Source organism: Gordonia sp. BP-119 (genome assembly GCF_016924115.1).
Taxonomy (GTDB): domain Bacteria; phylum Actinomycetota; class Actinomycetes; order Mycobacteriales; family Mycobacteriaceae; genus Gordonia; species Gordonia hongkongensis.
This window is the reverse complement of record NZ_JAFFZF010000007.1, coordinates 115,727-128,335: the sequence shown is the minus strand read 5'-3', so window position 1 is coordinate 128,335 and position 12,609 is coordinate 115,727. Positions and strand designations below refer to the sequence as shown.

The window sequence follows — 12,609 nt, the reverse complement described above, 5'->3', positions numbered from 1 at the left end:
ATGCCCAAGATCAGCGACGAACGCAAGCTCGAAAGAAGCCGGCAGATCCTCGCCGCCGCTCGCCGATGCTTCGTCGACAAGGGGTTCCACCGTGCGTCGATGTCTGACGTGATCCGGGAATCCGGGCTCAGTGCGGGTGCCGTCTACTCGTACTACTCGTCGAAAGAAGAACTGATCGCCGCCGTTGCGCGGTCGATCTTCGCCGCCTACGAGTCGGGGATCAGCAGCTTCGACGACCCGGTAGAGCAACCCCCGTCGCCTGAGGCGGTTGTACGCGCACTGGCCGAACGGGTCCTGCTGGAGATCGCGCCGATGACCGACGGCTTCCGGATGGTCCTGACGGTATGGGGTGAGGCCGCCAACAACCCGGAGCTGCGCGAGACCGTGCGCGACATCATCCGTGGACTGCGGGGCGTCTTCGAACGCGTGCTGACGGCCTGGCGGGCCGCGGGCCACGAATTGCCCGCGGAGCCTGCGGTGCTCGCGCAGGTGATGGTCTCGGCGATGCAGGGGGTGGTCGTTCAGCAGGGCCTGGTCGGTGACCTTGATGTCACCGACTACATCGAGGCCTTGTGCGCAGTTCTACGTGGCATCGGACTGGGCGACGAAATGTCCACAATCTGAAGTTCAACTGTTCATTCGTGAAAAAGTTTCGCTGTACTGACCGGGACGTGTCGCCCTAGCGTCGTCCCGGTGACCGCCTACCTCGTACCGACACTTGCCGGGCTCCTCACCGGCGCCGGTCTGATCATCGCCATCGGACCCCAGAACGTCTTCGTGCTGCGTCAGGGCGTCGCCCGCAGGCACACCGGTCAGATCGTGGCGGTCTGCGCCCTCTCCGACGTCGTACTCATCGTGGCAGGGGTGGCCGGCCTCGGCGCGCTCGTCGCCGCGCACCCGGAGGTGGTGACGTTCGCGAAAGCGGCCGGCGGACTGTATGTCGGGGCGTTGGGCGTCATGGCCGCCAGACGCTGTGTGCGCAGTGACGAGGCCATCGCAGCCGCCACCGACGAGATCGGGGCCGAGTCCACCGGCCGCTGGGTGGCGGTGGGTACGGCCCTGGCTCTGACCTGGCTCAACCCGCACGTCTACCTCGACACGGTCATCACCATGGGTGCCATCGCCAACGGCCACGGAAACGGCAAGTGGGCGTTCGCCTTCGGTGCCTGCATCGCGAGTGTCCTGTGGTTCACCGCGCTCGGCGGCGGAGCTCGGAGACTGTCCGGATTCTTCGCGAGTCCGCGGGCGTGGAAGATGCTCGACGCGGTGGTCGCGGTCATCATGCTGGGGATGGCGATCGCGCTGTTCGCGTCGATCTGACACGCATTCCGAGCATGTGCGGGGCGCTCGTCGGTGACCGGTGTCGTCACCCGGGATCCCCCGGCAGCCGGACAGGTGCAGGACCGCGGTGGATGCGACAAGGTGATCACGGTGGAGTCACCGAGGACTCAGATCGGACACTGCTGCGGCGCGAGTGGGGTGTTTCGGGTATCCCGGAGGGGTGACACCGCGCCGATCGGCCCCGACGGTGACTCGCGACACCACGATCCGCGAGCAGACGACGACGTTCGACGTGCGTGCGTTGGTGACCGATGTGCGCCATGTACTGGGCCGCGGCGACCTCGCCGCGGCTGCTGCCACCCTCACCTACTTCGCGGCGATCGCCGTCGTGCCGTGGGCGCTGCTGGGGATCTGGTCGACGACCTGGCTCCGCGGCCCGTCCGCCGAGGAGTCCCTGGCGGAGCTGCGCGTCCTCATCCCACCGGCCATGGGCGGCCGTGGCGTGTTCGACGAGGCCGTCGCGGTCGGTACCGGACTGACGCTGATGGGCGCACTGGTGTTGCTGTTCCCGGCGTCGTTCTACGGCGAGGGTCTTCGCCGCGCGTGTATGACGTTGTATCCGCGCGAGGACCGGTTCACGGGATGGCGGTCTCGGATCTGGGTGCTGGGATTGGTGGTCGTCGTGCCGCCACTGGCGTATGTGGTCGTCGGCGTCGCGGGCACACTCACGACGTTTGCGCCCGAGGGAGGCGGAACGGGTGGTTTCGGCGACCTCGTGGTCCGGATCGTGGTCGAGTTCATCGTCGTGTGGATGCTGGTCACGGTGGCCCTGACCTGGGTGTACTGGAAGGTGACGCCCGGTGAGCCATCACTCGGGGTGGCGGCGGCCAGCGCTCTCGGCACCGCGTCGTTCATCGCCGGATTCACCCAGGGCTTCCTGCTGTTCCTGTCCCTTCCGATCGATGTCGGGATCCCGTACGGCGGTCTCCGGGTGATCGGCGGGGTGGTGGCGGTCGGTTTGTGGCTGTACGTCGCGCACGTCATCGTCATCATCGGATGGGCGTTCGGGCAGGCGATCGAGAAGCAGAGGAGGGGACGTGTCCGCGGAGCCTGAGCGAGCGGGCCGGAGCCTCACGGCGGCGTCGGGTGCGGAGCGGACGGCGAGCGCCAGGGACGAGGCACTCGACTCGTGGTCGAGGCTCCACGGAGGGCTCGATCCGCGCGCGAGTTTCTGGGTCCGGAACTGGGTGCTCGTCAGCCACGCCTGTGCGCGACCGTTGGCCCGACTGGGCCTCACGCCGAACACCGTGACTGCTCTCGGAGTCATCGCCACCGCGATCGCGTTGTGTCTGACCATTCTCGGCGACTGGTGGCCGCTGCTCGCCGCACTCGTCATCGTCCTGGCCGCGCTCCTCGACGGGATCGATGGTGCCATCGCGGCCCAGACCGGAACGGCCTCGCGGTGGGGACGTATCAACGACTCGGTGGCGGACCGGTTCTCGGACGTGATGCTCGTCGGCATCGTGGTGGTCGTGGGTGCACCGCCATGGCTCGGCGCGACGATCGCGGTGCTCACCCTCATCCTCGAGATCACCCGCGCCACGGCGCAGGCGGTGGGCATGAAGGGGCCAGGCACAGTCACCGTGTGGGAGCGGCCGTCGCGGGTGATACTGGCGGTCGTCGCAACGGTGAGTGCGGGTTCGTGGTGGTGCGCGGGACTGAGTTCAGCCGTCGCGTCCGGCCTGGCCCTGTTCATCGCGGCGATCGGCGCGGCACTGGCGTTGATCGGGACGGTCCAGTTGGGGATCGCGGTGCGGAGGCAGACCCGACGGCTCGGATGAGTTCTCGTCGCGGGCGGCTCCCATCCGGACCGCGCACCGGTGACGAACAATGGTGCGAAGCGCAGCTCGCCCGATCCTGATGCGATGAGGAAATCTCGATGACGAACGACTCGGTGGTTCTCGCCGACGCCGACGGCCGCCCGTGCGGCACCGCCGACCGCGAGGGGGTGCACGGACCGGACACCCCGCTGCACTTCGCCTTTTCGTGCCATCTCGTCGTCGACGGCCGCATCCTCATGACACGCCGGGCGTTGTCCAAGCGCAGCTGGCCCGGGGTGTGGACCAACTCGTTCTGCGGTCATCCGCGCCCCGGCGAGGACGTCGTCGACGCCGTGCACCGGTATGCCCGGCGCGAGCTCGGTATCGAGGTGGCCGATGTCCGCTGCATCCTGCCGGACTTCCGGTACCGGGCGGTCGACGCGAGCGGCATCGTGGAGAACGAGATCTGCCCGGTGTTCGTCGCACGTCCGCTGGGAACACTTCGACCGGATCCCGATGAGGTCGCCGAGCACGCCTGGGCCGACGTCGCCGACGTGTGGTCGCTCGTCGCGAACACCCCGTGGGCGGTCAGTCCGTGGTTCGTCGAGCAGGTGCAGCAGCTGCCGTCCGACGACCCGGGTTCTGTGTACGACACCCATCCGGTGATGTCTCGGGTGTCGAATTCATGACGTCAGGCAATTGGCGTTCAGTCACCAGGTCGAGGAGCGGTCGGATGATGCACATTCCCGGTCATACTCAAGTGATCCCACCTCACCGGCGATACGACGAGGTCGCGGAAGCCTGCGCGGCGATGGTGATCAGGTCCTACTCGAGTTCGTTCGGACTCGCTTCGCGTCTGCTCACGCCGCGGATTCGGCGCGACGTCCAGAACATCTACGCGCTCGTGCGGGTGGCCGACGAGATCGTCGACGCCCCGCGCCCGGAGCAGGGGCTCGTCGACCGCAGCAATGAACTCGACCAGCTCGAGGAGCAGACCAGCGTCGCGCTCGTCACCGGGTCGAGCAGCAACCTCGTCGTCCACGCCTTCGCGCAGACCGCCCGCCGGGTCGGCATCGATCTTGATCTGGTCGGCCCGTTCTTCGACTCGATGCGCAGCGATCTGACTCAGGTCCAGCACGACTTCGAGTCGCTGGCCACCTACATCTACGGCTCGGCCGAGGTGGTCGGTCTGATGTGCCTGCGGGCGTTCCTCGCCGACGAGCCGAAATCCGCCGCCCGGTACGACCAGCTCGCACCCGGCGCCCAACGGCTGGGCGCGGCCTTCCAGAAGATCAACTTCCTCCGCGACTTCGGCGAGGACAGCGACGGGTTGGGGCGGCGCTACCTGGTCGGCCTCGATCCCGACGATCCGGCGGACTCCGCCTGGTCGCTCTGGCTGGACGACATCGACCTCGACCTGACCGCCGCTGCGGCCGCCATCCCGCACCTGCCGGCGAGCAGCCGCGTCGCGGTGTGCACCGCGCACGACCTGTTCGCCGAGCTGACCGCCCGCCTTCGCGAGTCGTCGGCCACCGAGGCCCGCCGTACCCGCGTCCGCGTCCCGAACGCCGGCAAGGCGAAGATCGCGGCGGCCGCCGTCGCCCGCCGCGGCATGCCGCGACCCGCATGTGCCGACGCCGCCGGTCTGAACAGAAGGAAGAGCAACGTATGAGCGAGTCCCGACGCGTCGTCGTCATCGGTGGCGGAGTCGCCGGCCTGGCCACCGCCGCCCTCCTCGCCCACGACGGGCACGACGTCGAACTCGTGGAGAAGAACGACGACCTCGGTGGTCGGGCCGGTACCTGGGATCGCGACGGGTTCCGCTTCGACACCGGTCCGTCGTGGTGGTTGATGCCGGAGGTGTTCGACCATTTCTTCGAGATGCTCGGGACGTCGACCGCCGAGCAGCTCGATCTCGTCCGCCTCGACCCCGGTTACCGAGTGTTCTTCGACGACAACGGGTCCGACGAGAAGCCGATCGACGTGTTCGGTGACCAGGACCGGAACCGTGCGCTCTTCGACGAGATCGAGCCCGGCGCGGGAGCCGCACTCGACGACTATCTGCGCACCGGCAGGCAGGCGTATGACCTTGCCGTGGAACGGTTCCTGTACACCAGCTTCGACTCGCCACGTGCCTTCCTCGGCCTGCCGGTGTTGCGGCACGCGAAAACGCTTGTCACGCTGCTGACGACCTCGCTGCAGTCCTACATCGCGGCCCGCTTCACCGACCGCCGGCTCCGCCAGGTCCTCGGGTATCCGGCGGTGTTCCTCGGTTCCTCGCCCGAGCGCACCCCTGCGATGTATCACCTGATGAGCTGGCTCGACCTCGCCGACGGTGTGCGGTACCCCAACGGCGGCTTCACCACCCTGGTCGACGCGCTGGAGCGGGTTGCGCGGGAACGGGGCGTACGCATCTCCACCGGCACGGCCGCGACCGCCATCCTCACGCGGGAACGCGCGGGGAAACGGTCCACGCCGTCGCGTCGTCGCGCCGAGGTGGCCGGCGTCCGCGTCGAAGGAGCCGACGGTATACCGCGAGAACTGGTCGCGGACATCGTGATCGGTGCCACCGATCTGCACCATCTCGAGACTCGGTTGCTGCCCCGGGAACTCCAGACCTTCCCCGAACGGTACTGGGACCGCGCCACCTCCGGCCCGGGGGCGGTGCTCGCACTCCTCGGCGTACGCGGTGAGATTCCCGAGTTGGCGCATCACTCCCTGTTCTTCACCGAGGACTGGAAGACCAACTTCGACGCCATCTTCGAGAGTCCCACGCGCGTACCGGACCCGGCGTCGCTCTATGTGTGCAAGCCGTCGGCCACCGACCCGTCGGTCGCGCCGTCCGGCTCGGAGAACCTCTTCATCCTGGTGCCCGTCCCGCCCGACCCGGGTCTCGGCCACGGCGGCGTGGACGGCGGCGGCGACCCCGACATCGAGAAGGTGACCGACCGGGCCATCGCGATGATCGGACAGTGGGCAGGTGTTCCCGATCTCGCCGATCGTGTCGTCGTCCGCCGCACCATCGGCCCCGCGGACTTCGTCGACTCGGTCAACTCGTGGTGTGGCGGAGCCCTCGGCCCGGCGCACACGCTGCGGCAGAGCGCGTTCCTGCGCTCGACGAACCGGTCACGCAAGGTCGACGGGCTCTACTACGCCGGGTCGAGCACCCGTCCCGGCATCGGCCTGCCGATGTGCCTCATCAGCGCCGAACTCATCCGGAAGAAGCTCCGCGGCGACCGGTCGGTGGGGCCGATGCCGGTCGCGACACGCTGACCTGCGCCGGAAGGTTTGGAACGCAGATCATCCGGGTATGGTCGCGTGACAGGGCTCACAGCGAGCGGCGCGAAAGGTACCGGTGAAATGGAGAACTCACGGACGAATGCATGGTGGCGCGGCCCGCGATGGACGTGGTCTCGTCAGCACCTGACCCCCGAAGAGCGCCGGAACCTCCAGGCCTCCCGTGTTCCGGTGGCGGTCGTGACGGCGTCGCTGGGTGGACATGCGTACAGCTATCGCGACCGGGTCTGATCTGACGCTTCCAGGTCCCACGACTCGCTGATCGCATCGTGGCGATGGTGATTGAAGCAGGTGCTCGATCACCGTACGGTGTACGGGAAAACCGCAGTGCACGAAGTGACGCTCAGAAGCGAGCCGACGATGCCGAAAACCCAGCACACCGCGCCACGCTGGCTCAAGCCGATGAACAAGCTGTTCCTGCTGCTGCAGCGGCTCGGCGGGATGAAGCAGCTACCAGTTCTCGTCGTCGCCGGACGGCGCACCGGCAAGCCGCGACGGACGCCGCTCACCGTGATCGACCTGAGCGGCGAGCGCTACCTTCTCGAGGGCTTTCCCGGGGCGGACTGGGCACGCAACGTCCGAGCGGCCGAGGGACGTGCCCAGCTGTCGGTTGGAGGCACGATGAGCGACGTCCGCCTCGTCGAACTCTCGGCCGATCAGGCCGTTCCGGTGCTACGCGCCTGGCCGGAGCTGGCGGGCACCGACGGCCCGAAGATGATGAAGGACGCGGGAGTCGTCGACGACGTGACCCCGGAAGCCTTCGCTGCCGCGGCGGGCCGATGCGCCGTGTTTCGGATCGATCCGCGCTGACGGCTCCGATGAGCAAGGCCTATCGGTCAGTGACTCACGGCCGGACCGATCAGCTCCGCCACGATCTTCGCCGACATGACGACAAGCGGCAGACCGCCGCCGGGATGCGACGACCCGCCGACGAGGTAGAGGCCCGGTACCGGTGAGGTGTTCGACGGCCGGAGGAACGCCGAGCGGGGTCCGTTCGACGACGATCCGTAGATCGAGCCACCTGGCGTCCTGGTCCGGCGTTCGAGGTCGGCGGGCGAGACGATGAGACGGTGACGGACCCGTCCGGTCACATCGAGCCCACGGTCGGCCATCACGTCGAGGATCCGGTCGGCGTAGGAGTTCGCCAGCCCGTTGGCGTCCCAGTCGACGCCGTGCTCGGGGTCGTGGCGGGGTGCGTTCACCAGCACGAACCACGCCCCGGTTCCCGGGGCGGGCACGATCTCGGGATCGGCGGGAGCCGAGATGTACACGGTCGGTCGCGCGACCGGACGCGGTGAGCCGCGGAATCCGAAGACCGCGTCGAACTCCTCGTCGTAGTCCTCGGCGAACAGCACCTGGTGGTGCGGCGCAGCGGGCGGATGGTCGAGGGCGAGGAGGAGGACGAACCCGGACAGCGACGGCGTCGTCCGTCGCAGCAGCGCCGCGGGCCGACGCGCGGCGCGACGCGGTACGAGACGGTCGTAGACCTGCTGGGCGTCGGCGTTCGCGACGACCAGATCGGCTGGGCGCCGGCTTCCGTCGGACAGCACCACGCCATCGGCCCGGCCGGTGTGGTCCACGGAGATCCGGTCGACCTCGACACCGAGCTCGACTCGCCCGCCGAGTTCGATGAGACGGTCGTGCATCGCGGTGGCGATGCGGCCCAATCCGCCTCGTACATACCATGATCCGAACGCCTGCTCGGACCACGGCACGGACGCGAGCGCCGCCGGCGCGCGGCGCGGGTCGGAACCGGTGTAGGTCGCGTAGCGGTCCAGCAGCATCCGCAGGCGCGGGTCGTCGAGGTAATCCTCGCCGAGTCCGCGCAGCGTTCTCCATGGCGCGACGGTCCGCACATCCGACGGCGTGGCGATTCCGCCGATCATCGTGCGGATGCTCATCGGCGATTCCAGGAAGGGTTCGTGTGTGACGTCCCAGACACGTTGTGCGCGTTCCAGAAACGATGACCACTGGGCGCCTCGCCCATGCCCCAGTGCGGCGTCGAGGGCGGCGGGGATGTCGTCGAGCCTTCCCGGCATGTCCAGTTCGGTGCCGTCCGGGAAGCGGTAGTGCGCGGCGACGGGGAGTCGTTCGAGGGTCAGATGGTCGTGGATCGACGATCCGGTGGTGTCGAAGAGTTCTTCGAAGACGTGCGGCATCGTGACGAGCGACGGCCCGGTGTCGAACACGAACCCGTCGTGCTCGATGACACCGAGTTTGCCGCCCACATCGTCGAATTGCTCGAGAACGGTGACGTCGTGGCCGGTCGCGGCGAGGCGCATCGCGACGGAGAGTCCGCCGACGCCCGCGCCGATCACCAGGACCCGTGTCATCGACGGACCTCGATGGGGCGCCCCTTCCATTGCAGGTCGCCGCGCTGTCGGGCCAGGGTCGAATCGACTGCGAGACCGGTGAAGACGAGGACGGAGAGCGGATGGGCGAAGGCGTCCGGCCATCCGCGTCCGCCGGTGCAGCGTGCGGACACCACCCGTGAGGCCACCCCGGCCAGGTATCCGACGAGACCCGTCCGGGAGCCGAACAGCGCTGCTGCCGCGGGGAGTACGTACATCAGGCACAGCAGACCGGTGACGCCCAGCGTCCCGCCCGGCGACCCGAAGGCCGACCACAGCGACTTGCGGTAACCCGCGCGGACCTCGTCCCAGCCGCGGTACATACGGCAGGTGGCGACGTCGCTTCCCTCGGCCACGACGCCGCGACCGCCGGCCGCCTTGACGGCGCGCAACAGGGCGATGTCCTCGAGGACCACGTCGTGCACCGCCTCGTGACCGCCGGCACGACGATACATCGCGGCATCGACGACCAGGAACTGACCGTTTGCGGCGGTGAGGGATTCGCGCGGTGAGCGCTCGGCGAGACCGAGGGGCAGGGTGCTCAGCCAGGACCACTGCAGCAGCGGTTGCACCAGTCGCTCGCCCGCGCCGACCGCGACCTGCCGGGGGTACGGGCTCACCAGATCGAGTCCGGCGTTGCGGAGCAAGGCGAACGATGAGGTGAACGCGTGGGGCTCGACCACGACGTCCGCGTCGAGGAAGACGTGGACCCCGCCGGGGAACGCCTTCTCCGCGAGTTGGGCGCAGGCCCAGGTCTTTCCGAGCCACCCGGGAGGAGGCGCCGAGCCGGGGTGGACACGAACCCGGTCGTCCATCGAGGCCAGGCGGGCGAGCACGGCGTCGGTTCCATCCGCCGAGCCGTCGTCGAGCACGTGGATTCGGGCCGGTCCTGGCCAGCGATCCGCCGCCTCGAGGACGGCCAGTAGGCAGCGTTCGGCGTTGTGCGCCTCGTCGCGCATCGGGATGAGAACCGACAGTGGTTCCGGCGCCGGGATGTCGGCGAGATCGGGCCGACGGACCCGGCGGGCGTTGTCGAGGGTCAGGGCCAGCGACGCCAGCGACAGCGCGGTTCCCGTCGCGACCAGCGGCCGCAGCAGGTCAGACACCCGCACGGCGACCCCTGATCTCGACGACGAGCAGCGGGATGGCGATGACACCCATGAGGAGACCGCCGGTGAGGGCGACGGACGGACGGCCGAAGAACACCGCGTGCGCCATCACCGAGGAGAAGTAGGTCCACAGGTATGCGGTGATGGGCACGGCGTCCATCCCGGAAGATCCGGTCGCGTCGGGATCGTCGCGGCGGATCAGGAGGTCGAGCACGCCGACGATGAGAAACGAGACCAGCAGCCAGCCCGCGAAATTCGTCAGCGGGATGTCGGCGACCCCGGGCAGCGACGGCGTCGGGTACCGCCACACCCAGTTGCCCTGGTCGACCATTTGCGGATCGAGGAACACATCCCACGCCGTGAGTGCATACGCACCCACGACGGCGGTGGCGGGCCGAACCCACCGTCCGGCGATCCCCACCGCACGGACGAGTCGTCGGGTCACGACCAGCGCGGGCCACGACATCATGATCCAGGCCAGCGGGACCAGGACCGGCACGCCGAGGACCTTCAGCCCCAGCCCGTCGGTGTACTCGTATGTGCCGAACGGGAACCCGGTGCTCACACCGACGGATTCGGCGATCAGCCCGCCACCGCCGGCCACCACCGCGAGGGCGACCGCGGCGGCGGCGCCGCGGGTTGCGGCGACGTGGACGAGCGAGGCCGACGCCAGGAGCAGCACGCTCGCGACGGTCAGCGGCAGGGTGCCGCCACCGGTCAGCGGAAACGCGATCTGGACGCCGATCGTCGCGGCCAGCAGGATCCACGCCAGGGTGACCAGGCCGCGGTTCCAGGGCGCGGTGCCGTCGGTTCGTCGCGATCGCGACGATTGGTCCGATCGGTGCGAAGTGGAGCCGTCCAGGAGACTCACGCCGGTCTCCCCTCATACGTGCCGACGACCTCGGTGACGGCCAAGCGGGCGAACAATTCCTCGGCATACCAGCGCGACGGTGCGGTCCGCCGAACCGCCGACAGATGTGCGGGGGAGCGGTAGGCGAAGCCGGTGAGGTCCTGCGCCGAATCCCAGATCGAGAACGTGCCCTGCACCCCGAGCGGGAGCTCGCCGACGCCGAGGGCCAATCGATTGCCCTGTGCCCCGGCGAGTTCCGTCGCCACCGGCGGGACGGCACGCCAGAACGATGCCATCTTCGTGGGCCGGAGGCGTGCCCGGGTCAACGCGGCGACCGGGCCCGTCCAATCCGGTCCGGACGCGTCGTGGTCTATCGACGATCGCACCGTCTCGAACGGGTCGACGCGCGACCATCGGCCCTTCGACCGAAGTGGTCGCATGGTGATCCGGAGTTCCTCCGTGCTGGACTCCCGCCATCGACGAAACACGACGGAATCGCTTGCGGCCGAAGCAGCGTCGGCGTCGTGCCATACCGTCAGCGCGGCCCAGTGTCTCAGGTCGGCGCTCTCGAGGGTGAAAGTGCGTGCGGTGCCGGTGCCCAGCAGTTTGGCGAAACGCAGACCGGGGGTACGGCGCAGCACCCGTCGACCCGACGACATCCGGCCGAGCGCCGGTAGCACACGGTCGACACCCCAGACGCGGAGTTCGACCGTCGGCCCGGCGGGAGCGGTCATGCGCGCCGCCACACGCAACGTTCGATGAGGGCGGTCAGTGCGTGCCGGCTCGCCGGGTCCATCGGAGCGGCGTCGACGATGCCGAGCGCTTCCGCGTGCAGGTCGGCGATACGCTGTTCCACTCGTTCGACGGCGCCGGTGGAGTACAGGACCTCACGCATCCGCGCGGCACCGTCGGCGTCGAGGTCCGGATTGCCGAGACCGTCGGCGAGCACGCGGCGCTCCATCCGTCCCGCCGATTCCTCGGCCGCCGCGATGAGCATCGTGCGCTTGCCTTCCCGTAGGTCGTCGATGGCGGGTTTGCCGGTGACCTTCTCGTCGCCGAAGACGCCCAGGATGTCGTCGCGGAGCTGGAAGGCCTCGCCGGCGGTGATGCCGATCCGATCGTATGCCTCGAGGAGCGCCGACGAGGCACCCGCGAGCGTGCCGCCCAGCCGCAGCGGCTGACCGATCGTGTACCGCGCACTCTTGTAGCGCAGCACGCGAGCCGTGCGATCGGCGTCGGTGGTGTCCTCGGTCTGACTCAGCATGTCCAGGTACTGGCCCGCGTAGGCCTCGTCGCGCATCACCGACCAGGTGTCGCGGACCGCGCGTCGGATGTCCGCGGACACGTCGTCCACCGCGGCAGCGGCGAGGTCGTCGGACCAGGACAGGCACATGTCGCCGACGAGGATCGCGACGGCGGTGCCATGGCGCTCGGCGTCCCCACGGCGTCGCGCGCGCAGATGATCGTCGGCGAAATGCCGATGCACGGTGGGCAGGCCGCGCCGGACGTCGCTGTCATCCATCACGTCGTCGTGCACGAGGGCGGCGAGATGGAACAGTTCGATGGCGGCCGCCATCTCGACGATGCCCGCGACGTTCCGGCCCCCGGCGGCGCCTCGGGCGCCCCAGAGGCAGAACGACGCGCGCAGGCGTTTACCTCCGCCGATCCGCGCCGAGAGGACGTCGATCGCCGGCGTCAATTCCCCGCCGACCTGCTGCAAGGTGGTGGCGTGGCGGCGAAAGTGCGCCGCCAGCAACTCTTCGACGAGTTCGAGATCCGTCGTCGAGGCGCTGATCGGGTGCAGATCGGGAGCCGGGGATGCCGACTGTGCAGGCGGCGCCGACGAGTCGGTCATCTCGGCGGTCGGTGTCATGACGGAGCCCTTCGAAAGTCCGGGGGGA

The 12,609-nt window shown here is 69.0% G+C and carries 13 protein-coding genes; 8 read left to right on the top strand and 5 right to left on the bottom strand.

What is annotated here, in order from left to right; all coding sequences use genetic code 11:
- From JW364_RS06685 to JW364_RS06650, 8 genes are all read left to right on the top strand, one after another.
- Entirely contained in the window at nt 1-624 is a 624-nt protein-coding gene (locus JW364_RS06685; protein WP_165629416.1) for a TetR/AcrR family transcriptional regulator, read from the top strand.
- Between the two features lie 69 nt (nt 625-693).
- Complete coding sequence (locus JW364_RS06680; RefSeq protein ID WP_165629417.1) at nt 694-1,320, top strand: LysE/ArgO family amino acid transporter; 627 nt, start codon at nt 694-696, stop codon at nt 1,318-1,320.
- 208 nt (nt 1,321-1,528) lie between these two features.
- On the top strand, nt 1,529-2,395 hold the full coding sequence (locus tag JW364_RS06675; RefSeq protein ID WP_058252292.1) for a YhjD/YihY/BrkB family envelope integrity protein: 867 nt from the start codon (nt 1,529-1,531) through the stop codon (nt 2,393-2,395).
- Complete coding sequence (locus JW364_RS06670) at nt 2,379-3,122, top strand: CDP-alcohol phosphatidyltransferase family protein (RefSeq protein WP_165629418.1); 744 nt, start codon at nt 2,379-2,381, stop codon at nt 3,120-3,122. The genes JW364_RS06675 and JW364_RS06670 overlap by 17 nt, the downstream gene beginning before the upstream one ends.
- Before the next feature lie 98 nt (nt 3,123-3,220).
- Nucleotides 3,221-3,790 carry an isopentenyl-diphosphate Delta-isomerase gene (idi, locus tag JW364_RS06665; protein ID WP_165629419.1) on the top strand — a complete coding sequence of 190 codons (570 nt, stop codon included), beginning with the start codon at nt 3,221-3,223 and terminating at the stop codon, nt 3,788-3,790.
- A 44-nt stretch (nt 3,791-3,834) separates the two neighbouring features.
- Nucleotides 3,835-4,773, top strand: coding sequence for a squalene/phytoene synthase family protein (locus JW364_RS06660; protein WP_068970297.1), 939 nt, complete (start codon nt 3,835-3,837; stop codon nt 4,771-4,773).
- Entirely contained in the window at nt 4,770-6,374 is a 1,605-nt protein-coding gene (gene crtI / locus JW364_RS06655; RefSeq protein ID WP_137810709.1) for a phytoene desaturase family protein, read from the top strand. The genes JW364_RS06660 and crtI overlap by 4 nt, the downstream gene beginning before the upstream one ends.
- Before the next feature lie 384 nt (nt 6,375-6,758).
- Nucleotides 6,759-7,208 carry a nitroreductase/quinone reductase family protein gene (locus JW364_RS06650; protein ID WP_165629420.1) on the top strand — a complete coding sequence of 150 codons (450 nt, stop codon included), beginning with the start codon at nt 6,759-6,761 and terminating at the stop codon, nt 7,206-7,208.
- Nucleotides 7,209-7,234: 26 nt separating this feature from the next.
- On the opposite strand, the gene JW364_RS06645 is transcribed toward JW364_RS06650, so the two are convergent.
- From JW364_RS06645 to JW364_RS06625, 5 genes are read right to left on the bottom strand one after another with little or no spacing between them, the layout of a single operon-like run.
- Nucleotides 7,235-8,731 carry an NAD(P)/FAD-dependent oxidoreductase gene (locus tag JW364_RS06645; protein WP_165629421.1) on the bottom strand — a complete coding sequence of 499 codons (1,497 nt, stop codon included), beginning with the start codon at nt 8,729-8,731 and terminating at the stop codon, nt 7,235-7,237.
- Nucleotides 8,728-9,861, bottom strand: coding sequence for a glycosyltransferase family 2 protein (locus tag JW364_RS06640; protein ID WP_165629422.1), 1,134 nt, complete (start codon nt 9,859-9,861; stop codon nt 8,728-8,730). The genes JW364_RS06645 and JW364_RS06640 overlap by 4 nt, the downstream gene beginning before the upstream one ends.
- On the bottom strand, nt 9,848-10,729 hold the full coding sequence (locus JW364_RS06635) for a carotenoid biosynthesis protein (RefSeq protein ID WP_165629423.1): 882 nt from the start codon (nt 10,727-10,729) through the stop codon (nt 9,848-9,850). The genes JW364_RS06640 and JW364_RS06635 overlap by 14 nt, the downstream gene beginning before the upstream one ends.
- A complete protein-coding gene (locus JW364_RS06630; RefSeq protein WP_165629424.1) occupies nt 10,726-11,442 on the bottom strand; it encodes a monooxygenase in 717 nt (238 codons plus the stop codon). The genes JW364_RS06635 and JW364_RS06630 overlap by 4 nt, the downstream gene beginning before the upstream one ends.
- Nucleotides 11,439-12,581 (bottom strand): polyprenyl synthetase family protein, encoded by a 1,143-nt coding sequence (locus tag JW364_RS06625; RefSeq protein WP_165629425.1) that lies wholly within the window; start codon nt 12,579-12,581, stop codon nt 11,439-11,441. The genes JW364_RS06630 and JW364_RS06625 overlap by 4 nt, the downstream gene beginning before the upstream one ends.
- Between the last annotated feature and the right edge of the window lie 28 nt (nt 12,582-12,609).